This is a genomic window from Pseudomonas sp. GG8, assembly GCF_052976945.1.
Genome location: NZ_JBRIIP010000001.1, coordinates 3029310 through 3051777 on the forward strand (window position 1 = coordinate 3029310; position 22468 = coordinate 3051777).

Annotated in this window: 23 protein-coding genes and 2 pseudogenes; 5 read left to right on the plus strand and 20 right to left on the minus strand. The window is 58.1% G+C overall.

Annotation, left to right across the window (positions count from 1 at the left end):
* Window positions 1–41: 41 nt before the first annotated feature.
* The 15 genes from ACVBEG_RS14460 to ACVBEG_RS14530 form a co-directional block, all read right to left on the minus strand.
* Window positions 42–1793 carry a SagB/ThcOx family dehydrogenase gene (locus ACVBEG_RS14460; protein ID WP_447107939.1) on the minus strand — a complete coding sequence of 584 codons (1752 nt, stop codon included), beginning with the start codon at window positions 1791–1793 and terminating at the stop codon, window positions 42–44.
* Window positions 1790–1924: a hypothetical protein gene (locus ACVBEG_RS14465; protein WP_322178730.1), complete on the minus strand. Its 135-nt coding sequence runs from the start codon at window positions 1922–1924 to the stop codon at window positions 1790–1792. The genes ACVBEG_RS14460 and ACVBEG_RS14465 overlap by 4 nt, the downstream gene beginning before the upstream one ends.
* Window positions 1921–3660: a protein adenylyltransferase SelO gene (locus tag ACVBEG_RS14470; protein ID WP_447107940.1), complete on the minus strand. Its 1740-nt coding sequence runs from the start codon at window positions 3658–3660 to the stop codon at window positions 1921–1923. Before ACVBEG_RS14470 ends, ACVBEG_RS14465 begins: the two co-directional genes overlap by 4 nt.
* Before the next feature lie 4 nt (window positions 3661–3664).
* On the minus strand, window positions 3665–4321 hold the full coding sequence (locus ACVBEG_RS14475) for a NifU family protein (protein ID WP_322178728.1): 657 nt from the start codon (window positions 4319–4321) through the stop codon (window positions 3665–3667).
* Complete coding sequence (locus ACVBEG_RS14480) at window positions 4314–5567, minus strand: P-loop NTPase (protein WP_322178727.1); 1254 nt, start codon at window positions 5565–5567, stop codon at window positions 4314–4316. The genes ACVBEG_RS14475 and ACVBEG_RS14480 overlap by 8 nt, the downstream gene beginning before the upstream one ends.
* A gap of 98 nt (window positions 5568–5665) precedes the next feature.
* A complete protein-coding gene (locus tag ACVBEG_RS14485; protein WP_322178726.1) occupies window positions 5666–5995 on the minus strand; it encodes a rhodanese-like domain-containing protein in 330 nt (109 codons plus the stop codon).
* Between the two features lie 13 nt (window positions 5996–6008).
* Window positions 6009–6569, minus strand: coding sequence for a NifU family protein (locus tag ACVBEG_RS14490; protein ID WP_322178725.1), 561 nt, complete (start codon window positions 6567–6569; stop codon window positions 6009–6011).
* A 16-nt stretch (window positions 6570–6585) separates the two neighbouring features.
* Entirely contained in the window at window positions 6586–6903 is a 318-nt protein-coding gene (gene grxD, locus ACVBEG_RS14495; RefSeq protein ID WP_322183104.1) for a Grx4 family monothiol glutaredoxin, read from the minus strand.
* 22 nt (window positions 6904–6925) lie between these two features.
* Window positions 6926–7171 carry a BolA family protein gene (locus tag ACVBEG_RS14500; protein WP_322178724.1) on the minus strand — a complete coding sequence of 82 codons (246 nt, stop codon included), beginning with the start codon at window positions 7169–7171 and terminating at the stop codon, window positions 6926–6928.
* 102 nt (window positions 7172–7273) lie between these two features.
* The gene (gene sufU, locus ACVBEG_RS14505; protein WP_322178723.1) at window positions 7274–7759 is read right to left on the minus strand and encodes a Fe-S cluster assembly sulfur transfer protein SufU; all 486 of its coding nucleotides are present in this window, start codon (window positions 7757–7759) and stop codon (window positions 7274–7276) included.
* Entirely contained in the window at window positions 7759–9024 is a 1266-nt protein-coding gene (locus tag ACVBEG_RS14510) for a cysteine desulfurase (RefSeq protein ID WP_322178722.1), read from the minus strand. The genes sufU and ACVBEG_RS14510 overlap by 1 nt, the downstream gene beginning before the upstream one ends.
* Complete coding sequence (gene sufD, locus ACVBEG_RS14515; RefSeq protein ID WP_323569515.1) at window positions 9021–10358, minus strand: Fe-S cluster assembly protein SufD; 1338 nt, start codon at window positions 10356–10358, stop codon at window positions 9021–9023. Before sufD ends, ACVBEG_RS14510 begins: the two co-directional genes overlap by 4 nt.
* Window positions 10355–11125 (minus strand): Fe-S cluster assembly ATPase SufC, encoded by a 771-nt coding sequence (sufC, locus tag ACVBEG_RS14520; RefSeq protein WP_322183102.1) that lies wholly within the window; start codon window positions 11123–11125, stop codon window positions 10355–10357. Before sufC ends, sufD begins: the two co-directional genes overlap by 4 nt.
* Window positions 11126–11145: 20 nt before the next feature.
* Window positions 11146–12582 carry a Fe-S cluster assembly protein SufB gene (gene sufB, locus ACVBEG_RS14525; RefSeq protein WP_322178720.1) on the minus strand — a complete coding sequence of 479 codons (1437 nt, stop codon included), beginning with the start codon at window positions 12580–12582 and terminating at the stop codon, window positions 11146–11148.
* A gap of 88 nt (window positions 12583–12670) precedes the next feature.
* A complete protein-coding gene (locus tag ACVBEG_RS14530) occupies window positions 12671–13003 on the minus strand; it encodes a HesB/IscA family protein (RefSeq protein ID WP_322178719.1) in 333 nt (110 codons plus the stop codon).
* A 243-nt stretch (window positions 13004–13246) separates the two neighbouring features.
* Here ACVBEG_RS14530 and ACVBEG_RS14535 point away from each other — a divergent pair, with 243 nt between their 5' ends.
* Window positions 13247–13933 (plus strand): helix-turn-helix transcriptional regulator, encoded by a 687-nt coding sequence (locus ACVBEG_RS14535; RefSeq protein WP_322178718.1) that lies wholly within the window; start codon window positions 13247–13249, stop codon window positions 13931–13933.
* Between the two features lie 151 nt (window positions 13934–14084).
* On the opposite strand, the pseudogene ACVBEG_RS14540 reads toward ACVBEG_RS14535, so the two are convergent.
* Window positions 14085–15636 (minus strand): annotated as a pseudogene (locus tag ACVBEG_RS14540) (IS3 family transposase).
* Window positions 15637–15801: 165 nt separating this feature from the next.
* Entirely contained in the window at window positions 15802–16026 is a 225-nt protein-coding gene (locus ACVBEG_RS14545) for a hypothetical protein (protein ID WP_323569514.1), read from the minus strand.
* 156 nt (window positions 16027–16182) lie between these two features.
* Between ACVBEG_RS14545 and ACVBEG_RS14550 the strand changes: the two genes are divergently transcribed.
* Complete coding sequence (locus ACVBEG_RS14550; protein WP_369125024.1) at window positions 16183–16419, plus strand: transposase; 237 nt, start codon at window positions 16183–16185, stop codon at window positions 16417–16419.
* Window positions 16420–16686: 267 nt separating this feature from the next.
* Here ACVBEG_RS14550 and ACVBEG_RS14555 read toward each other — a convergent pair whose 3' ends face one another.
* Window positions 16687–17418: a DNA-binding protein gene (locus ACVBEG_RS14555; protein WP_322178716.1), complete on the minus strand. Its 732-nt coding sequence runs from the start codon at window positions 17416–17418 to the stop codon at window positions 16687–16689.
* Window positions 17419–17604: 186 nt separating this feature from the next.
* Between ACVBEG_RS14555 and ACVBEG_RS14560 the strand changes: the two genes are divergently transcribed.
* Window positions 17605–18621 (plus strand): site-specific integrase, encoded by a 1017-nt coding sequence (locus ACVBEG_RS14560; RefSeq protein WP_322178715.1) that lies wholly within the window; start codon window positions 17605–17607, stop codon window positions 18619–18621.
* A gap of 31 nt (window positions 18622–18652) precedes the next feature.
* On the opposite strand, the pseudogene ACVBEG_RS14565 reads toward ACVBEG_RS14560, so the two are convergent.
* Together ACVBEG_RS14565 and ACVBEG_RS14570 are read right to left on the minus strand one after the other, a co-directional pair.
* Window positions 18653–19666, minus strand: a pseudogene (locus ACVBEG_RS14565) (IS630 family transposase).
* Window positions 19667–20164: 498 nt separating this feature from the next.
* Window positions 20165–20767 carry a TetR/AcrR family transcriptional regulator gene (locus ACVBEG_RS14570; protein WP_322178714.1) on the minus strand — a complete coding sequence of 201 codons (603 nt, stop codon included), beginning with the start codon at window positions 20765–20767 and terminating at the stop codon, window positions 20165–20167.
* Between the two features lie 343 nt (window positions 20768–21110).
* Here ACVBEG_RS14570 and ACVBEG_RS14575 point away from each other — a divergent pair, with 343 nt between their 5' ends.
* Window positions 21111–21482: a DsbA family oxidoreductase gene (locus tag ACVBEG_RS14575; protein ID WP_322178713.1), complete on the plus strand. Its 372-nt coding sequence runs from the start codon at window positions 21111–21113 to the stop codon at window positions 21480–21482.
* Window positions 21483–21580: 98 nt separating this feature from the next.
* Window positions 21581–22456 carry a glutathione-dependent disulfide-bond oxidoreductase gene (gene yghU, locus ACVBEG_RS14580; protein ID WP_322178712.1) on the plus strand — a complete coding sequence of 292 codons (876 nt, stop codon included), beginning with the start codon at window positions 21581–21583 and terminating at the stop codon, window positions 22454–22456.
* Window positions 22457–22468 lie beyond the last annotated feature (12 nt).

Sequence of the window (22468 nt, forward strand, 5' to 3'; positions counted from 1 at the left end):
TTGTGGTTCTGTCCGGATTGTCGGAACAGTGCGTGGAATGATCATCGTTCTTCCTGGAAGTTGTAGGCAGGCAATGTGCTGAGTCGGCTGTCTTCAACCGGAGCGCCCACGGTGAAGTGGTAGAAACTCTGCCACTCGCATGAACCGATCCCGAAGGCCGCGTGGACCGGATCGTCGAAGTAGCAGCCGATCCCGGTGGCGCGAATGCCCGCCTCTTCGGCCTCCAGGTAAAGCAGCTGGCCCACCATGCCGGCCTCCCAGAACAGGTTGCGGTAGAAGGCTGCGCCGTACGTGGCCAGGCTGTCCCTGTAGTCGGCAATCATGGCCAGGCTGAAGGCACCATCGCCGGCGATATCCTGGCCGCGGGAGACGGTGCTCGACAGCGCTCGACAGTCCCCCTCCTGGAGGAGGTACAAGGGGAGCCCGGGCGGGCAGTCGGGTACGCGCTGCCAAGAAAATTCTGAACCCATCACTGCCTTGAGAATATCGACCTTGTCCGGGTCCCGGGCGAGCGCGTAGAGGCCAGGCACCAAGCCGTCGACGCTGTGGACGAAGAGCCCGAGGTGGATGCGTGGTCGCCAGGGGATCGCGTCCCAAGGCATCGATCGCCGCTCATGTGTCGGAATCAATCGAGCGAGCATGCGGAAGAAGGCTGCCAGAGAAATCGCCGTCGAGCCATCCATCGCTACCGCGCTGCGGCGGCCAAGAATGGCCTGCTCTGCGCTGAGTAGGCCCTGACGGACAGGTGTCCTGAAAAGTGCATCCTCCGAAGGGAAGCCGGAGAAGTCTTCCTGGATAGGCGCGCTTTCACAGTGGCGCGTCGCCCGCGCAACCTCGTCGATCACGGGCCACTCGGCGCTGTGTTCGGGGCTCAGCGTGTTGGCCAAGCCCTGCCAATGCACGTCACCCCCGTGCGCTGTCAGCGGCTTCGAGTCGGTCGCAAGCGGCGTCGAAACATCCGGTGTAATCAACACCAGCAGCTCAGCTTCCTCCCGCTCCGCCGCCGCAAAATCCGCATCTCGGTCAAGCCCCAGCAGGCTGGCGAGGGTGCTGTTGCTCACGCCATCCAGAAGCACCAATTTCCAGCCGAGCGCCGCTGCCGCGATACTCAGGCAGGCCAGCGCGTGCCCAACATCGTGCTGGCAGTAGCGGAACGCGCGCTCGCCGTACTTCCAGGCTTCGCGCCAATGCACCGAAGACAGACCCACGAGAAAGGAGCCATCAGGGAAAGGCGCAACCAGCTCGGCCCAGCGCTTCGCGGGTAGCACCGCGCGCCGTTCAAGCGCGTGTTCCCTCGGTGCATAGTGGTACACGGCGGCCGTCTCGCCGAGCCGATCAAGCGCAGGCAGTACCGCATAGCCCTCGGTCGGATGCAGATTGCCGCTCGACGGATTTGCGCGCAACGGCCACTGGGTCTCGCCGACTTGCTTCCATGCGGTCAGCGAAAGTGCGTAGCGAAAAAACAGTGACACCGATTCCAGCGACAGTGACGCCGGCGGCACGGTCGGGCTCGCATAGAGCTGCCAATAAGGCAGTGGGCGGCCCGCTTTGGGCAGTGGGAGGCGAACCAGGTGCGCCCCCCCGTAGCGCCGAAACGGATCTGGCTGCGTCGCCCAGTCCATATAGCCCTGCGCCGCAGCGTGGCGGTGGAAATGGTGCTTGGTGCGCTCGTGGTAGGCGACGACCCCCTCTTCGGGAGAGGCCGCTCCCGCAAGAAGGCTCGCTCGCTCCAGCGCAGCTGGCTCCCCCGATAAGGGTGAAAGACGATGCGGCGTGAGGGTAATTTTCGTCATACGGTGAAGTACTCAAACAGTGCCTTTGCGCTCGTCACCGGCAGGTCACAGCTGCGGATTCGGTACACGTAGGCAGCGGGCTGGCCGCCGACCGGGTACCGGCCCTGACCGATCAGTTTTCGAAAAATCATGACGAGCAGCTCATATACGACAACCCCGCGACCTCAAAGAACTCAGACGGCTTGGGCCTATAGTATTTCTCCTCCACCTCCTTCGACTGCTCGGCGTAGGGCTGCGTCATGACTTCCAGCAGCTCTCGAACTAGAGAGTAGTTCCCCGCAGTCGCTTGGCTGTACGCAGGCACAACGAACCACTCTCGCAAACTGTATTTTGGGTTGACGAGTTTCATCTGCCTAGAGAGCTCCTCACGGGAAGGGGGCTGCGCAGCATTCGCATCGGTCGTGCTGGCGCTGACTATGAGAGATTTCCATTTTGCGAGCCACTCTGACCAGCGCTTGTCCATCCCTTCGGAGTCTTCGTAGAAGCTTTTTTTGAGTGGGCCAATTTCGTCGGGTACCATCGAGAGCTCGCGGAAGAAGAGGGTGTAATCGACAGGAGTTTGCACCATGAGCGTTTCGAGTTCACTGAACAACGCCGCGTGAAAAGTGCCGAGTCCAAGTTTGGCAGCCCACATCTTCTCCATTTGCGCTTGCATCACTGTCGCAAAGCCACTTCGAATCTCGTCGAGCTGTCGCAGATAGTCCTGATGCGACGTCAGTGATGTCAGCAAGGGCCGCAACGCCGTACAAAACATGTGGAAGTTGCGTTCCGCTGCCACGGTTTGGTTCAGGAACGCGAAGTGATGTCCGCCACCCGTCCATGGCTGGTAGTGCGGGTTGAACACATCGCAGAATCCGAATGGACCGTAGTCGAGTGTGAAGCCACCGGCCGCGCAGTTGTCGCTGTTGAAGTTGCCCTGGCAGTAGCCGACGCGGATCCAGTTCGCCACAAGCGACGTCAGGCGGCTGCGGAACTCGCGCGCGAGCAACACCCCTTTTTCGGCAGTGCTTAGTTTCTTGTCGATGACGTCAGCGTACTCACGATCGATCAAGTGCAACACAATCTGCTCGAGCTCCTCCATCGCTTTCGGGTGTTCCTTCTTGCGCGCACGGCGACCGAAGAGCTCGAGTTGACCGACCCGAATGAACGACGGTGCGACGCGCGTCGAAATGGCGACTGCCTCCGATATAAGCATGTCGGGATCCTGCGAGCTCGAGCCCTGCGAATACCACGGCCGCTTGACCTTCTCCGTTTTTGAAACATACAAACTCAGAGACCGTGACGTTGGCACACCGAGCGCATGCATGTGCTCTTGCGCTAAGAACTCCCGGACACTTGAGCGCAGGACGGCGCGACCGTCCGCGCCGCGGCAGTATGGCGTCCGGCCGCCACCTTTTAGCTGCATTTCCCAGCGGCGACTGTTGATGACGGCCTCAAGCACGGAAACTGCGCGACCGTCGCCGTATCCGTTGCCGGTTTGGAACGGGCACTGTTGGGTGTATTCGATACCGAAGATGGACAATGCGTACCCACACGCCCAACCCACCTTGCGCATCGGCTTCGGAACGTGCGAGATGTCGCCGGAGAACATGCGGACGAAGTCGGCCGACTGAGCCATGCTGTCGGCGAAGCCAAGTTCGCGGAAAAAGTTTTTGCTGTGAGCGACGTACTCGGGGTCTTTGATTGGCGTGGGATTGATGGGGACATAGTGGCCCGTAAAAACTTGTCGCGGCGCGTGGTCGGCTCCGTCTGCTTTCGCGTCAGGATCGCAGTTGAGCGTGTCCATAAGCGAGTAATTTGCCAACTTTGCAAGATCGTCGAGCGTCGCGATGGTTGGGGAGGTTTCTTGGGACAGTCGATTTGTCATAGGTCTACTCATGGCTCGGGTAGAAAGGCTGCTTACCTGCGGCGTGATCCGTGACATCGACGATTTCCACGATTTCTGGAGCGACTCTTTTCACCATCACTTCCAAGCCCTGCCGCAGGGTGACTTGAGAAGACCCGCAGCCCTGGCAGCCGCCGCTCATGCTGATGAAAAGCTTGCCTTGGCGGACGTCCACGAGTGAAATCTTCCCACCGTGGTTCGCGATGGAACGATTGACTTGCCTGTCCAGCAGTTGCTGAACGACCACGCCAAGCTCGACGTCGGACCTTCCTTGAGTGCTGGCATAGGCAGCCATCTCCAGGATCACCGGCACGCCGCTGAGCAGCTGCGTCCGGATCGCCGTGCCGATGGCCGCTTTCAGTCCAGACCAAGAGGCGTTAGGTTCCTTGCCGATGGTCACCACGTTTCCGGCAATGAGCACGTTGGCCACACCCGAAAGCCCGAACAGTCGTTCGCCGAGCGGCGACCCGGCAGCCCGCTCCCTGTTGCCGAAGAAGAAGGGGCCGCCGGGATGCAAGCTGCGGCTCACGGTGAACTTGCAGCTGTCGGGGTCGGCGAGCGAAGTCTCCGCGCGGATGCTGACCGGCTGTTCCGCCAGCGTCGGATTTGCAGACGCCCTATCCACAGTCAGGGCTTCAGACATTTTCGACGTTCCTCGCCGCAGCGCGCTCGCCCGAGGCGCGCAGGTCGTTAAACGAATGGATGCCGCTGTTGTGGCCATCGCTCCAATGGAAGCCGAGCGCGTAGTTGCCCACGCTCACGATCTGGAGCGGGCTCACATCAGCGCGCACCGTCTTGGGAACGAGCAGCTTGCGTCCGCTCATCTCCTCGACGCAGAGGGCGCAATGACACGCTAGGCGCAGGTCGCGCACGTCGAAGTCGTCGCGATGACCGTCCTCCCAGAGGATCGACAAGGTACGCGGATCGCGGCGCAGGAGGCCGATGGGCGTGTTGCGCGCTCCCGCAGGCCGCACCGCGTCTTCCAGCCAGGCCGGCGCCCCCTCGTTGCTGTCCCACTTCCAGACAAAGGGCTTGAGCGTCGCGACCGCCGCCTGGAGCTTCTCAACCAGCGCTGCGGCGATGGCGGCGTACACCAAAGAGCTGACCGACTTCGGTTGGTCCGCCACGATGGGTCTGCCCTCATCACCGCAGGTGACGACATCGGCATCCAGCGGTAAGGCGCCCAGGAACGGGACGCCAAGCTCCTGGCTCATCTGCTCGCCGCCGCCCTGACGGAAGATATCCGTGTTCTCACCGCAGTGGGAGCAGGTGAAGGTGCGCATGTTCTCGACGATCCCGAGAATCGGCACCTGTACTTTCTCAAACATGCGCAAGCCGCGTCGGGCGATCTTGAGACTCACGGCCTGGGGTGTGGTCACGATCACCACGCCCGACAGCGGCATGCTCTGCGCCAGCGTCAACTGGGTATCGCCGGTGCCGGGTGGGAGGTCGAGGATCAGATAGTCCAACGGCCCCCATTGCACGCCGCCGACGAACATATTCAGGTATTTGCCCACCATCGGCCCGCGCAGGACGGCCGGGTTATCGTCGCCGGTGAGCATGCCCATCGACACCACCTTCAGGCCGTGCCGCTGCGCCGGGATCATCCTGTTGTCCGGGGTCATCGCTGGAGGCTCACCCGTCGCAATGCCCAGCATCCCGGGGATGCTGGGGCCAAGGATGTCGGCGTCTACTATTCCGACGCGCAACCCTAGCTGCTGCAGCGCGAGCGCCAGATTGACGCTCACCGTGGATTTCCCGACGCCACCCTTGCCGCTGCCGACAGCGATGATATGACGGATTCCGGGCAACTTCTCGGGCCCGACGGCCGCGTGGGATGAGGCGCCTGGCGCGGGCTGTTGGCTGTAGGATTGTTCAGTGCTCTGCATGGCGAAGCCCCTTGTATTAAATTGCGCTGAATCCGTCGTCCCGCCGCTTAGGACTCGTTAGGGATTGCGCATGCAATCCCTCTAAAATTGGTCGTGATTCAATAGATCGGTATCGCGCTGTCAACTTGCTGCGACCACGCATGGACGCCACCTGTCAGGTTTCTAATATCTGTAAAACCATTCCGTTCTAAAAATAACGCAACCTGCATGCTGCGAACGCCATGGTGGCAGATGCAGACTATCGGCTGCTGCGTGTCCAGTTCGGACAGCCTGGCGGGAATGGTATTCATTGGCATCGCCAATGATCCGTCAATATGACCGGCTTGAAATTCCCACTCCTCACGTACGTCGAGTAACACGGGCTTCAAACGCAGGTCAGTCGTAAGCCAATCGGCCAGTTCAACGGGTGTCAAATTTTTCATCTTCATCTTCATCTCATCTCTAAACAGGCAAGACTTCGATCTCCGGTTCAATCGTTCGAAGCAGATTTTCGATGCCTTTGAGCGTGCCGGATATCGAGCTTGGACAGGTGCCGCAAGCGCCCTGGTAGTGCACGCTGAGTTGGTTGCCGGCCAAGCCAACCACATGCAGATCGCCACCATCGCTTTTCAGATAGGGGCGTATCTGGGAATCCAGCAGCACGTTGATATGCTCAAGGCGCTGCTGATCTTCGGCGCAGAGATCAAGGGTTGCCGTGCGCGCCGCGAAAACTGTGGCGGCCGATTGCGCCGCCGCTGCCGGTGCGGCGCGCAGTGGCACGGCAATCAGGCGCACCAGCTCCGGCCAGTCGGCAGCGCCATCCTGCGTGACCGTGAGCCAGCGATCCACGTAAAACACATTGCTTACGTGCTCAATGTCGAACAGCGTGGAGGCGAGCACATCGTCCCTGGCTTGCTCTGCGTTCTCGTAAGAATGCGAAATGCCCCAGGTCAGCGGCTCATGGAGCGTGAACTTCACCGCATTCGGGTTGGGCGTATCTTCGATTTCAGCAATTTTTGGCATGGTAATTTTCTCAAACTTATTCCACTGCTGCTTGCAGCAATTTTTGCAGTTCACCCTGCTCGAACATCTCGCGCATGATGTCCGAACCACCGACAAATTCGCCCTTGATATAAAGCTGCGGAATGGTCGGCCAGTTCGCGTAGGATTTTATGCCATTGCGGATTTCCGGGTCGGCCAGCACGTCCACAGTGAAGAGATCCGGCCCGCCACAAGCCTTGAGCATCTTGATCGCCGCACCAGAAAAGCCGCACTGTGGGAACTGCGGCGTGCCCTTCATGTACAGCACAACCGGGTTCGTCGTTACTTGTTGGTTAATTCTTTTCTGAACATCCATCATGATTATTCTCCAAAGTGATTTAGTTGCCGTCTTTGACCCAGGCTTCAGGCGTGAAGGTTCGTATCGATAGCGCGTGAATCTCTGAACGCATGCGCTCGCCCAGTGCCCGATACACCAGTTGATGCTGCTGCACCATGTTCTTGCCGGTGAATTGCGGGCTGACGATCACCGCTTCAAAGTGCTGTCCGTCATCACCGCGCACTTCGATGTGATCGCTTGGCAGGCCATCCAGGATGTAGCCTCGTAAGTCAGTTGCTGTCAGCATCGCTTTCTCTCAATACAAAGTTGGATTGGCCCAGATAAGGAATGCAGGAACGGAGCAAACCTGAAACATCTCTGCGTTCTTTGAAGAAAAATATTTTCATCTTCAGGCATCACCGATAGTCATGTGCATCGGATCATGCTCGGCCTCGGTCGATATGTTATCAACGGCGCTGAATGCGGCGCGCAGTGTGTGCCACGGCAAAATTGCGCATTTGAAGCGCACCGGCAGGTCGCGTATGCCGGCAAAAACCATCAGCCGTCCGAGGTGGTGATCGCCGTTCAGATCGAGCTTGCCGGTCGCCATATCGATAAATTCCTGAATCAGCAGTTCCGCCTCAACCCGGGTCTTACCTTTGATGGCCACCGTCATCATCGACGCCGACGCCTTGCAGATGGCGCATGCCTCACCCTGAAATGCGATGTCGTCGACGCACTCGCCACCGAGTTGCAGCGCCAAGTCGATATGGTCGCCACACAGCGGGTTGTGGCCCGCGGCGTGGTGGTTCGCGTGCGCGAGCGCGCCGTAATTGCGCGGCTTCTTGTTGTGGTCGAGGATGACCTCTTGATACAAAGTTCTGGGATCGGCCATTATGAAAACACCTTCTGTACGGTGCGGATGCCAGCGATCAGCGCATCAACTTCTGCCAGGGTGTTGTAAAACGCAAACGAAGCGCGTGACGTTGCAGGCACCTTGAAGCGCTGCATCACCGGCTGCGCGCAATGATGTCCGGTACGCACTGCGACGCCCTCCTGGTTGAGCAGGGTCCCCAGGTCATGCGGGTGCACATCGTCGACGATGAACGATATGACCGAGGCCTTGTCGCGGGCGGTGCCGATAATGCGCACGCCTGGCAGTCGAACCATCTGCTCGCTGGCGTAGTCGAGCAAGGTCATCTCGTGCTCGCGTATGGCGCCCATGCCGATGGCAGACAGATAATCAATGGCGGCACCCAGTCCGATCGCAGCCGCAATCGGCGGTGTACCGGCCTCGAATTTATGCGGAATCGTGTTGTAGGTGGTCTTTTCAAAGGTGACCGACAAAATCATGTCGCCGCCGCCCTTGAAGGGCTGCATCCGCTCTAATAACGCAGCCTTGCCGTAGAGAACGCCGATGCCGGTCGGGCCGCACAGCTTGTGACCCGAAAACGCGTAAAAGTCGCAGTCCAGATCCTGCACATCAACCTGCATGTGCGGTGCGGCCTGCGCCCCATCGACCAGCACCGGCACCGGCACGCCGCGAGCATGGGCCAAGGCGATCATCTGCTTGATCGGGTTGATCGTGCCCAGTGCGTTCGAGACGTGCATCACGCCAACAAATTTGGTGCGCTCGTTAAATAGCTTTTCGTATTCGTCTATGAGTAGCTCGCCAGCGTCGTTAATCGGTACCACACGAATCGTCGCGCCTTTTTCCTCCGCCAGCATCTGCCACGGGACAATGTTTGAATGGTGCTCGAGCGTGGTCAGGATAATTTCGTCGCCGGGCCCAATGAACTTGCGGCCGTAGCCGTGCATCACCAGATTGATGGCTTCGGTGGTGCCGCTGGTGAAGATCACTTCGCGTTCTTCACGCGCATGGATGAAATGCTGCAACTTGCGCCGTGCTTCCTCGTATTCGTTGGTCGCGATCTCTGACAGGGTATGCACTGCACGATTGATATTGGCGTGCTGCGTGGTCTGATAACGCACCATGCGATCAATCACCTGCTGCGGCATCTGGCTCGACGCCGCGTTGTCGAGGTAGACCAGCGGCTTGCCGTTGACCTGCAGCTTGAGGATCGGAAAATCGGCACGAATCCGCTCGACGTCGAGGCATGGCGCCGTTGGTACTTTGCGTGCAGTCTGAAGGGCGTTCATGGCATGCTTCCAGTTTGTTCGAGCACCGCCTGCTCGAGTTGCCGCTTGAGTGATGCGATAGGGATGCGGTCGATGATCTCGGCGCCAAACGCATAGGTCAGCAGGTTACGGGCAGCGACCTCGGTCAGCCCGCGGCTTTGCAGATAAAACACCTCCTCGCTGTCGAGCTGGCCAACGGTCGCACCATGCGTGCACTTGACGTCAGAAGCAAAAATCTCCAGCTGCGGCTTGGTATCGATGTGCGCCTTCGCGGTCAACAGTAGATTGCGATTTGACTGCTGGGCGTCGGTACGCTGCGCGCCTTCGCGCACCATAACCTTGCCGTTGAAGACCGCATGGGCACTGCCGCCGATGATGCATTTGTGCAGTTGGCGGCTGCTGCCGTGGGCATGGGCATGGTCCATGCAACTATGGGTGTCGGCCAGTTGCCTGCCGGAGATCAGCGTCAATCCGTCAAGCGCACAGGTGGCGCCCTCTGCCGTTTGCAGCACGTTCAGGTTGTAGCGTGAAATGCGCGCGCCCAGCGCGACGCTCACCGACTGGTAATTGCTGGCGCGCCCGAGCGACACCGAACAGTTTGCAATATGAAACGCTTGACTGCCTTCGCGCTGAACCCGGATGTGCGTCACATGCGCATTGTCTTTCAGTACGACTTCGGTGACAGCATTGGTGAAGTGGGCATCTTCTTGCCAACGCGGCTGGTACAACACAACGTAATCCTCGATCACTGTTACGGCGCTGCCCGCCTCGGCAAGCACCAGGCAACGCGGCGTGCTCACAACATCTTTTTGGGTCGCAATAAACAGCAAATGGACTGGGGCTGCCACCGATACGTCACGCGGGACGATGACCACTGCGGCATCGTGCAGAAATGCGGTATTTTGCGCGGCGAATGCATCCTTGCTAAATGGTGCATGCTGGCCGAGATGCGGCTTGATTACCGCCGCGTGCGTTGCCATCGCTGCCGTCAGGTTGGACACCACCACGCTGCTGTCGGTACTCGCACTGGACAACTGCGGCGCATAGATACCATCAACAAACACCAGTCGGGTGTTCGCTTCTTCAATAAAAAAGTGAGCAACATCTGCCGCCTCCAGACAAGTGGCACTGAGCGCTGACGCAAACGAGGTCTTGCTGAGTAGAGAAATATCGGTAAAGCGCCACTCCTCGTCTCGCGTGGTTGGAAGTTTCAACACGCCCACGCGCTCGACCGCCTCCGCACGCAGCGCCTTGAGCCACGCCGAGGGACTCGCCGCCTGCTGCGGCTGTCCTGCCAAAAGGCTTTCCAGATAAGGCCCGGCAATCGCCGGAGTCGGTGTGGTGGCTGCACTCATGCGGGCACACTCGCTTCAGCCTTGTGCTCGGCGCTAACCCACTCGTAGCCGCGCGTCTCAAGCTCCAGTGCCAGCGCCTTGCCGCCGGTCTTGATGATGCGTCCGCCTTCCATCACGTGCACGTAGTCGGGCACGATATAGTTCAGCAGACGCTGATAGTGCGTCACCATCACAATCGCATTGTCCTTGGTGGAAAGCTGGTTGACGCCTTGGGCGACAATTCTGAGAGCGTCGATGTCCAGGCCGGAATCGGTCTCATCTAGGACCGCCACGCGCGGCTCTAACAACGCCATCTGCAGTATTTCGTTGCGCTTCTTTTCGCCACCGGAGAAACCTGCGTTGACGCTGCGGTCAAGGAAATCGGGACTCATTTCCAGCAGCTTCATCTTTTCGCGCACGAAGTCGTCAAACTCAAGCGGGTCGAGCTCGTCCTTGCCGCGCTGTTTGTGGATTGTGTTGTAAGTCAGGCGCAGAAACTGGCCGTTACCGACGCCGGGCACCTCGATCGGGTACTGAAAGGCCAGAAAAAATCCGGCTTGCGCGCGCTCTTCGGGTTTCAGCTCAAACAGGTTCTTGCCTTCGAACAGCACGGTGCCGCCCGTCACTTCATAGGCAGGGTGGCCCGCGAGTACCTTGGCGAAGGTGCTCTTGCCGGAACCGTTTTGGCCCATGATGGCGTGGATCTCGCCGCTCTTCACCGTGAAGTCAAGATCCTTCAGAATTTCGATGCCATTCACGGTTGCGCATAGTCCACGCACTTCGAGCAAAATCTTGCTGTCTGGGTAAATCATCCGACACTTCCTTCAAGTTTGAAACTGAGGAGATTGGTCGCCTCGACCGCAAACTCCAGTGGTAATTGTTGAAATACGTCTTTACAGAAGCCATTGATGATCATCGAGACCGCTCCCTCGGCATCGACACCGCGCTGGGCAAAGTAAAACATCTGGTCTTCACCGATCTTCGAGGTTGACGCCTCGTGCTCAACCTGGGCGCTGTTGTTAAGCACCTGGATATAGGGGAAGGTGTTGGCGCCGCATTCCTCGCCAATCAGCATCGAGTCGCATTGCGAATAATTGCGTGCACCGGTCGCACTGGCCGCAACCTTGACCAGCCCACGGTAGCTGTTGTTCGACTTGCCTGCGGAAATGCCTTTGCTGACAATCGTGCTGCGCGTATTTTTGCCAATGTGGATCATCTTGGTGCCGGTGTCGGCTTGCTGATAGTTATTGGTCACCGCGACCGAATAGAACTCACCAATCGAGTTGTCGCCCAGCAAAACCACCGAGGGATACTTCCAGGTAATCGCCGCACCGGTCTCGACCTGGGTCCACGAAATACGCGAGTTGACACCTTTCGCAAGGCCTCGTTTGGTCACGAAGTTGTAAATGCCACCGACGCCGTTTTCGTCACCCGCATACCAGTTCTGCACCGTTGAATACTTGATGTCGGCGTCGTCGAGGGCGACCAGTTCGACCACCGCCGCATGGAGCTGATTGGTGCTGAACGCTGGGGCAGTACAACCCTCCAGGTAGGACACGGATGCCCCCTCCTCGGCAATGATCAGCGTGCGCTCGAATTGCCCTGACTCCTCGGTGTTGATGCGGAAGTAGGTCGACAAATCCATAGGGCACTTGACGCCCTTGGGAATAAAACAAAACGAGCCATCGGTGAATACCGCCGAGTTGAGCGCGGCGTAAAAGTTATCGCCGCTGGGAACCACGCTACCGAGATACTTCTTGACCAGCTCGGGATGCTCCAGCACCGCTTCCGACATCGAGCAAAAAATGACGCCGACCTCGGCCAGCTTGTGTTTGTAGGTGGTGGCTACCGAGACACTGTCAAAAATCACATCGACCGCAACGCCCGCCAGCGCCATGCGCTCATGCAGGGGCACGCCAAGCTTCTCGAAGGTACGCAGCAACTCGGGATCGACCTCGTCCAAACTGTTTAACTTCGCTTTGATCTTGGGCGCGGCGTAATAGCTAATCGCCTGGTAATCGATCTTCGGATAGTGACAATTTTGCCACTCAGGCTCAGTCATCTTGAGCCATGCCTGGTACGACTTGAGGCGAAATTCGAGCAGCCACTCGGGCTCATTTTTCTTGCTCGAAATCAGGCGAATCATGTTTTCATTCAGGCCCTTCGGCGCGACATCCGACTCGATTTCGGTGACGAAACCATGCTTGTAGGGTTGATTGACCAGGTTTTGCAATACCGCACTCATGTTTACCTCGATAGTATTAACTCTCACCCATGCGGCATTCCTGCCCGCCCCCAGCGGTCACTTTGCGACTACTGGGGCGAAGTGTTGGTTAAATACCTTTCAGATTGAAGCTCTCACCACAGCCGCACTCACTCGCGGCGTTGGGATTATTGAACTTGAAACTCTCATTGAATCCTTCCTTGACGAAATCAACGTCTGAGCCGTCAAGAAATGGCAGGCTGACAGCATCCACCACCAGCATCGCGTCATGCGACTCGAACACATGGTCTCCAGCCCGAACTTCGTCGGCGTAGTCGAATGTGTATGCAAGGCCGGAACAGCCGACTTTTTTCACACCCAAGCGCAGACCCAAGCCCTTGCCGTTCTTCGCCAGTTGCGCCTGGATTTGTTTCGCTGCTTTTTCCGTCAAAGTGATTGCCATTGGTTCCTCCTACTTATTGCGGCGCGGCGGAGCGTGCGACACCACCGCGCGCGGATCCTAGCGGGTGATGGCGTCATCAACGCACTCGCCGATTGCCCAGCGGGGCTATAAGATACTTTGCAAAGTAGATTGTATCTTAAGTCTTTTCGAAAGTAATTACTTTACAATCTAAAATAATCCCTAGACCAAAGCCCATAAATTGTCAATAATGTGTTTTCAAAATGAGTGAAAAGAGAAGCGACTATGCAAGCTGCCAGCGTGAGCGCGTCAGAGCCCGGTTCCGGTCGCGATCGCATCCTATTCCTGCTCAAGAGGGACGGGGCTCAGTCGACCGCTGCACTAGCGCAACAGTTGGCCGTCACGGCTATGGCCGTGCGCCAGCACCTTTCCGTCCTGAACGCAGAGGGTTTGGTCGAGTTCAGCGACGAGCAGCGCAAACTGGGACGACCTGCACGTATTTGGCAGCTGACAGCCGAGGCCCATGGGCGATTCCCGGATCGCCACGCCCAGCTCGCGGTTGGCATGCTGCAGGTGGTTCAGAGCGTCTTCGGCGAAGAAGGCCTGGAACAACTCACCGACGAATGGACGCGCCAACAGGTGGTCGCCTATCGCGCACAGATGCCCAGCCCGGATCTGCCACTAGCCCAGCGCGTCGCCGCACTGGTCAGGATCCGCCGTGAGGAAGGCTTTATGGCCGAGTGCAGCCCGGCCCGGAATGGGGCGATCGAACTCGTCGAGAATCACTGTGCGATCGCCAAAGCAGCGCACCTTTGCGCCAAGCTCTGCGGCGGCGAACTGACGCTGTTCCGTGCGGTTCTCGGCGTAGGTGTCACGGTTGAGCGCGTCGAGCACTTCCTCGCTGGCGATCGCCGCTGCACTTACCGCATCCTGGCGGAGTCTGGCGTGCCCTTGCCGAGCTCCGGCCAGTAGTTGTAGTGACTCGCGTTTGAAAACCCACTGACTTGCAATCGCCAGCCTCTTGGGGTTGACGGGTCAATACATATCAGCTGCCAATGGATTCGCGATAATAGCGGCCAATTGGCGGCCTTTTGCAAGGTATTTGTCGCCTCAGCCGTGTTTTTTATGCCGCCATTTTCAGTGCCGGTTGCTCCCTCTCTGGGTTGAGCGTGACGGCCCCGATGGGCTGCCAATTTCGCGTGGCGCCCGACCAGCGATGCGGGTGTTGATTGCGGGCTTGCTGGTACAGCGCATGACGCTTGGCCAGTACCTCTTGATCCTCACCGCGATGACGCTGCGCAGGGGTTACGAAGCGGATCCGGCTGTGGCGGTGTTCGTGATTGTACCAGCGGATAAAATCGCGCACCCAGCAGCGAGCAGCGTCCAAATCTGCAAAGCCGTCCTTGGGCCATTGCGGGCAGTATTTCAGGGTTCTAAACAGCGATTCTGAATACGGATTGTCGTTGCTTACCCGTGGCCGTCCGCGCGACGGGGTGATGCCTAAATCGTACAATTTGCTCAACAACGTCGACGATTTCATCGGCGCGCCGTTGTCCGAGTGAAGCACCAAAGGCTTCCCGACGCAGCGTTCGTTCAGCACGGTGCGCTCCATCAGGGCGGACGCGTGCGCGCCACTTTCTTCTTCGTAAACCTCCCAGCCCACGCCCTTGCGGCTGTAAATATCCTCGACCAAATACAGGTAGTAGTACTTGCCGCACACCGGCGATGGTAGGTAGGTGATGTCCCACGACCAGACCTGATTGGCCGTCGTTGCGCGGTGCGTGGTCGGTGCGGCGTGCTTCTGTGACGCATGGCTGCGGCCGCGTTTGTGCTGCTGACCGGCCGCTTTCAGGACGCGGTAAAAGGTCGCCTCCGAGGCCAGGTAACGGCCCTGATCGGCCAGCCTAGGCACGATCTGGCTGGGTGGCAAGCTGGCGAATGGCGCGCTGTTGCAGACCGCCAAGATCGCGCCGCGCCTTGCTCACTCAGGGCGTTCGGCGGCTGTGTCCGTAGCGTGGTGGTGCGCACATCGGCCTGCATAACAGGTGTCAGCGCCCAGCGTTGCAGGCTGCGCAGCGACAGCCCGATCTCTTCGCTGGCAATCGCCTTGTGCGCACCAGAAGCGACGGCATGGTTAAAGCGTTCAACGAGTTGTTGCCGTTCTGGCAGCGAGGTCAAACGTCCTCGCTGTCGCTTCCCCAGAAGGTATTCATCTTTTTTCGCAGCACCAAGATCGCGGCGGTTTCTGCCAGTGCCTTATCTTTACGACGCAGTTCGCGCTCCAGCTCGGCGATGCGTTTCTTGTCGGCACGCGCCTGATCACGCTCAGCCTTGAGCTGTGCTTTGGCGGACATCTGGCCGGTGATGCAGGCTTGGCGCCAGGCGCTGATTTACTCGGGGTACAAACCCTTGCTGCGACAGTATTCGCTGAGCTCAATCTCGCTCAACGTAGCGGCATGCAATACCGCCGCAAACTTGGCTTCGGCTGGCCAGTCATCGGCGTTGTTTTTATCTCCGGGCACCACTGCGCTTCCAGCTTTGAGTTTGGCGCGCCAAGCATATAGGGTGGCTGGCGCGATGCCTTCTTGACGAGACAACTCGGCCACAGACATGTTTTGCGGCGGCAGTAATTTGTTGATAAGGGCAGCTTTACGCTCAGGTGAATAACTCGACATTGCAGCTCTCTTTGACGCCCCCGATCTATCGTTTTGATAAATCAGCTCAGGCGACAACTAGCCTGACACCGGGGGTTGGCAGCAACTTCGACGAAGTTCTGTTCAAAGAAGCCTGATTGCAAGACGCTACAGCGACGGCCATGAAGCGAGTCATTGCCTGGCAGATCAAGCAGGAAATGAAAGTGCAAAGCTTTCCAATACAGCAATGGCTGTCACGGAGGCCGCATGAAAAGCCATGCCTCTGTTGACGGACTGAACGACGCCGAGCGAACGATGTTGGTTGATGGCCTGCGAGCGCGCCGCAAGAAACGCAAAGCATGGAACGAGGCCTGCGATGCCGCCGACACAGCCAGAAGGCGTCGGCCAGCGCTGCGCCAGTTCGGCATTCACGACATCATCCGGCTCGCCCTGCGGCTTGGCAGTAGTGTCGCACACAGGCTCGACGACCAGGCGCCAGAGGCTTAACCCAGCTTTCCGTTCCACTGCACCTCAAACCTCAGTTTCAAAAGGGGCTGTTTTGCCCGAACTGAGGCAGCGCAATACGGGATGCAGGCACAATGCGAGGCGCAGTTGATCCAGGCGCGTTGGCCACAGGGTTTCCGCTGTCCAAAATGCGCCCACGATAAATCTTCGCAATTCCAACGTGCGGAGCTGCGTTACTGGCAGTGCAGTCCCTGTAGTCATCAAACCAGCCTGCGCGCAGGGACACTGATGGAGCACAGTCGCTTATGCAACCCATCAAGTTGCCTGAGGCGTTCGGTACTCAGCGAGCTGACTGGATAACACCGCCTTGTCTTGCAAGAGAAGCTGCTTTTCTGTGGTCAGTTCGGTTAGTTGGGTTTCAGTGTGGGTTAAGCGCTCCGCCAGCAGGCTTCGCTCTCGCTTAGTCACGGCCAAGTTCGTCTGTACCTCAACCAAGTGCTGCTCGCCATGGACATAGTGCTGTTCCAGCGCCTGATGCATTTGTTTCAACTCGGTGAATTGACGTATGACGTGCTCATGCTCAATCTGGCTCTGCGCGAGCGTCGCTTGCGTCGTTAGCAGGGTTCTCTATAGGTGATCGTGGTCCTGCGCCAAGCGTTGTTCCTGCGCCTGTAGTTCGCCCAGTCGGGTTTGCTGAGCGAGCAGACGCTGCCGAAGCTCTGTCAGCTCCTGTTCCTGTCGACTATGGCGTTGTTCCGCGGCCCGGCGTTCGTCGGCGCGCTGTTGCGCGACTGATGCTTGGAAATGCTCAAACTGTACCCGCACTTGTTGAAGTTGTTGAGTCAGTGCGGCGACCTCGGAAACGCGGTCGACCAGGCGCTGTTCGAGCCCAACCTTTTCACTGCCCAGGCTGGCCAGGGCGATCTCCTGACGCTGCACAGTTTCCTCCAATCCCTGGGTCCGCTCGTTGGCTGCTGTGAGCGATCCGATCAGCTTTTCTTGGGTACTGGCTAAGGCGTTCCGCTCCGCAAAACTCAGCTGCAACTGCTCCTGCAAGGCAGTGGTGGCTATCTGATGCAGCTGCACAGTCTGCTCGACTTGCAGAGCTGCATCCGCCTGCACTTTTTCGTAGACACCTTTCAACCCCAGCACCAGTTCGGCCGGAAGGCCGAGCTCGGCCTGGGCCAGCGTGCTGGGGTGCACGGCTTTCCGGCGTTTTAACAAGGGGGCAATCGTGCTTTTGCTACCGGTCCCGCCCAAAGCCGCGCGGATACCGTCGATCGTCGGATTGTGGCCGTCGGCCACCAGCCGGGCCGCTGCGTTTGCGACATGCACATAGAGGACACTGGAACGGGCCATCACCACCTCGGATTTTTTCGTACCGTATTATGGACAACGTAATACATCAATTTAAGTACAGAATAGTTAAGTCCGTTGAGACTGCCCGCTAACCCACGATAAGGTCAGTTATCGTGAGTTAGGCGCTCACGATCGGCATTCGCTTCTATAATCTGCGGTACACAGGGCCTAAACAGGCGTTTCGTGATGACAGCCCGCAATAACCACGAAAGCTTCCCTTCGGTACTGCCCGAAGAAGCGGCGGTGCCGGCGCGTACCGCCGGTACGCTCGCCACGCCTGAGCAATGGGCGGAGCAACACCAACGTTTTCTCGCGGCCGCTACCTCCGACAACACCCGTCGCACCTACCGCTCGGCCATCCGCCACTTTCAGGCCTGTGGCGGCGTCCTGCCGTGCGATGAAGCTGCGCTGATTCGCTACCTGCTGTCCTTCGCGCAAGTGCTGAACCCGCGGACCCTGGCGCTGCGCCTGACCGCGCTGGCGCAATGGCACCGCTATCAGGGCTTTCCCGACCCGGCCGCCAGCGCCACCGTGCGCAAGACCTTGCGCGGGATCGAGCGGGTGCATGGGCGCCCTCGACACAGAGCCAAGGCCCTGCTTCTGGGAGATCTCGAACTCATCGTGGCGCACCTGAACACGCTCGAAGGGCTGGCGGCGCTGCGCGACAGCGCGCTGTTACAGGTGGGGTACTTCGGCGCGTTCCGCCGCAGTGAGCTGGTCACGCTGGGGATTCAATACTTGCAGTGGGAACGGGAAGACCTACGGATCACGCTGCCGCGTTCCAAAACTGATCAAGAGGGTGAGGGGCTGGAGCGAGCGATCCCGTATGGCGACAGCCTCTGCTGCCCAACGAAAGCATTAAGACACTGGTTGGATGCGGCTCAAATTGAGCAAGGCCCGTTGTTTCGGCGCATTAGCCGTTGGGGCGTCGTCGGCAATGTTGCGCTGCACGAGGGGAGCGTCAATACCATCCTGGCAGCGCGTGCCGAAGCAGCGGGACTGTTGTATGTGCCAGAGATGAGCAGCCACAGCCTGCGCCGAGGGTTGGCCACCAGTGCTTACCGTGCCGGGGCGGACTTTCTGGAGATCAAGCGCCAGGGTGGCTGGCGGCACGATGGCACCGTACACGGCTATATCGAGGAGGCTAAAGCCTTCGAGGAAAATGCCGCCGGCTCGCTCTTACAACGTAAACCATTAGTCTAGATCTTCGATCTTGAGGGTACCGGTTAAGTACCTAAACAAAATTGATCCTATATCTCTCCCCATAGCCTGACAGCACGTTGAGCACATGATCGGTGAGTGACTGGAAGCTCTGATAGGCCGTGACAGGCAACCACTCATACTTGATTTTCTTCCAGAGCATTTCGATCAGGTTGAGCTCGGGTGAGTACGGGGGCAGGAAGATTACATAAAGCCGTTGTGCCCGCCATTCCAGCTCCTTGCTCTTAAACAAGGCAGAGCGATGAATGCTGGCATTATCGAGCACGACGATGGCAAAGGTCTGCGGCGATTTCTGCCCCAGCAAACGATCAAAGGCTTCAATGACCACCGGCGTGGTCACCGTGTCGGTGGTGGTGTGATACACCAGTTTTCCCCGGCGACTGAGAAAACCTAGCACGTTGAGGCGTCGGCTGTGCGAGAAGGCTGGCAGCTCCAGCGGCTGACCCACGGGGCTCCAGGCATAAGGCAGGGAGGAGACTTGCGAAAAGCCGGACTCATCGAAGTAATACAGCTCGGCTTCTTCGTGGTCTTCCCATTTCCAGAGCTCTTGCAGCAGGTTCTGGGTGTTGCGAAAGTCGGTTTCATCACGCCGCTCTTTCAAGGAGCGGCGAGCCCGCTTGAAGCTATACCCCAGCTTTTTTTAAAGCCCGCTTGATGGTCATCGTGCAGGAGGTTTTACCCGTTTCTTGTTGCAAGCGTGCCTGAACAGCCTTGATCTGATGAGGCTCCTCTGACACCAGGGCCTTGAGTCTATCCCGGTCCTGTTCGTCGTAGATCATGGGGCGACCGGTGCGTGGTTTGTCATCGAGGCCTTGCAAACCCTCGGTTTCCAAGCATCAAGCCAAATCGATACCGTTGGGCGAGTGACATCGAGAATGCCGCTGATCTGGCTGAGGGTATAGCCCTTGTGACTGAGCAAAATGGCATGAGCCCGACGGCGCAAAATGGGCTTCTCGCTTTGCCTGTAAGCCGTGTTCAAGGCTTGGAGGTCGGTATCGCAAAGAGGTGGTATAGATTTCATGAACAGAATTCTAAAGAACTCTGAAGCGGGGTGTCCATCGCGAGCGGAAAATTTTTGTTCTGGCACTTAAGACGTTCGGTTAGGCAGTCGAATATTGGCTTTCTAAGGCACTAATTCCAAGGTGACATGACGCGAAACGCGGTTTACACATACCGGCAAAACCTTGGACATGAACCCATGTTAACTGTGGTGTTGGTAAACCAGCTGCAAGCCTATGCAGGCTACGTCGGGGAGTACCATCCGGAAAATCTTATGCATTAGCGATGGACCTCAAAAAGGGCCTATAACCATTGCAGAAAGAACCGAATTTTGTGTTTTTTTGTGTGAAATGACGATCCTGCGTAATTGCATGGACTTGACCACCCATTTGCATGGCCACTGACCAGTCAATTGCATTCGTGCTGACCAACCGTTTGCATTCGACTTGACCAGCACACGCGGTAGTGACGACCGCCAGAGAACGGCTAGAAGGGACTATCACTGGGTCTAGACATCAGGACCAGCTCAGCCAGCTCGGTAGGCATCGAGCATGTCGGCCATGTCGTCAGCAAGCGCTGCTATCTGATCAGTGGGCACATTGCGCTCGGCAAACGCCCGCAATCCGATGATCTGCGTTTGGAGCAAGCGGGCCAGCCGCGGGCACTCAACATCAGCACGCAACTCCCCCATTGCCTTGGCCTGCTCGAGCACCTCACAAAGTCCCTGTTCGATGGTTGCAAGCATTGCCTCGACCTGAGTCCGTAATGCGGCGTCCTCGGCATTAACCTCAAGCAAGGTCTTAATCAGCATGCAAGCCTGCGCAGGCGCTTGCGCGTCGCCGCTACAGGGCCGGGCGAATGAGCGCAGATAGCGCTTTAACCCGCTTACAACGTCCGGAGATCCTTCGATTATCTGACGAAAGTCATCACCGGCACGGGCGGCGTAAGCCTCAAGCGCTTCGGCAAATAGACCACTTTTGCTACCAAAGGTGGCATAGAGGCTGCCGGGGCGCATGTCCAAAGCCGCCTCAATATGCTTCAGCGAAGAAGCGTAATAACCTCTTGACCAGAACAGTTCAACCGCTCTATCTAGGGCGACTTGGCGATCAAAGCGAGCAGTGCGGGACATCGTTGTCTCTCGGATAAAAGGCCTCAGTGTAACCGGCTGGACTGAATCTGAGTGATCGCTCAATATTAGTTTGACTGCACCCCAGGCTGCAATTAGGATTGATCTCATATTTGAACGATCACTCAAAAAAGATGCCTCTCAATGAGCACTTTTACTCTGCACGACCAGAACAGCGCACCTGACGCAGCCAAGTTCCCTGTTGGAGAAGTCTCAGAAAGGCTTTGGCATGATTCCAGGCTTGCATGCAGTGATGGTCGAAGCCCCCGGTTTGCTTGAGGGCACACCAAGTGCTGCATGCCCAGTTTCTTAACAGCAGCTTTAACGCCGATGAAAAAACCGTGGTGTGGCAAATGATCAACGTTGCAACACGTTCGACCTGCATCAGCTTCTGCATTGGGCCGATCAGCAAGGGCGCATGCACGACTTGAAACAGGCCCTCTTTGCGGCTGACTTCACCAGTTGCCGGAACCTGTCTGACCACAGTGTGCTGGCGGATGTGGCCGCAGAAGTCGGATTGGAACGGGCCGAGGCCCTAGCCGTTCTTGAAGATCAGCGCTTTGCCACAGACGTGCGTACTGCCGAAAGCGCCTGGATTAACCAGGGCATTCGGGGTGTGCCAGCGATGATCTTCAACCGTCGCCACCTCGTAACTGGTGCGCAAGGGGTCGAGAATTACACGCGTATCTTGCAACAGTTGGCCGAGACGAATAACTGAGCGGAAAGCTGATAACCCGCCACACCCAGTGTTTGTCCGAAATCCAGCAGCGCCCGAGCATGGGCCTGCCCCTAACATGAAAGAAAGAGGTCTGGATCATGTCTGGCATGAACAATTACGAACCACCCAAAGTCTGGACCTGGAACGCCGAAAATGGCGGGGAATGGGCCAAGACTAACCGCCCCATTGCCGGGCCCACACACGAGGCCACTCTGCCGAGTGGAGAGCATCCTCTACAGCTTTATTCGCTGGGCACGCCCAATGGCCAGAAGGTCACCATCCTGCTTGAGGAACTCTTGGCGCTGGGCGAAGCAGGTGCGGAATATGACGCACACCTGATCCAGATTGGCGAAGGAAACCAGTTCTCGTCGGGCTTCGTCGAAGTTAATCCAAACTCGAAAATCCCGGCGCTTTTCGATACCGAAACCGGCAGTCGTGTTTTTGAAAGCGGCGCGATTCTTCTCTATCTGGCGGAGAAGTTCGGACACTACCTTCCTAAGGAAGCCGCGGCGCGCACTGAGGTCATCAACTGGCTCTTTTGGCTGCAAGGCTCGGCCCCCTATCTGGGCGGCGGGTTCGGGCACTTCTACGCCTACGCGCCGGAGAAATTCGAATACCCAATCAACCGCTTCACGATGGAAGTGAAGCGCCAGATGGACGTGCTCGACCGCGAGTTGGCCGAGCACCGCTATCTGGGCGGAAACGAATACTCCATCGCCGACATCGCCACCTGGCCCTGGTTCGGCAACCTGGTGCTGGGCAAGGCCTATGGCGCGGGCGAGTTTCTGCAGGTCGAAAGCTACAAGAACCTGCGGCGCTGGGCCGAAGAGATTCTTGAGCGGCCCGCCGTTCAGCGTGGCCGCAAGGTAAACCGCACCTGGGGCGAGCCGTCAGAGCAACTGCACGAACGACATGACGCCTCGGATTTCGATCTGAAAACTCAAGACCAACTGGCCCCTGAAGGCGCCGCTTGAGAAGCTTATCCA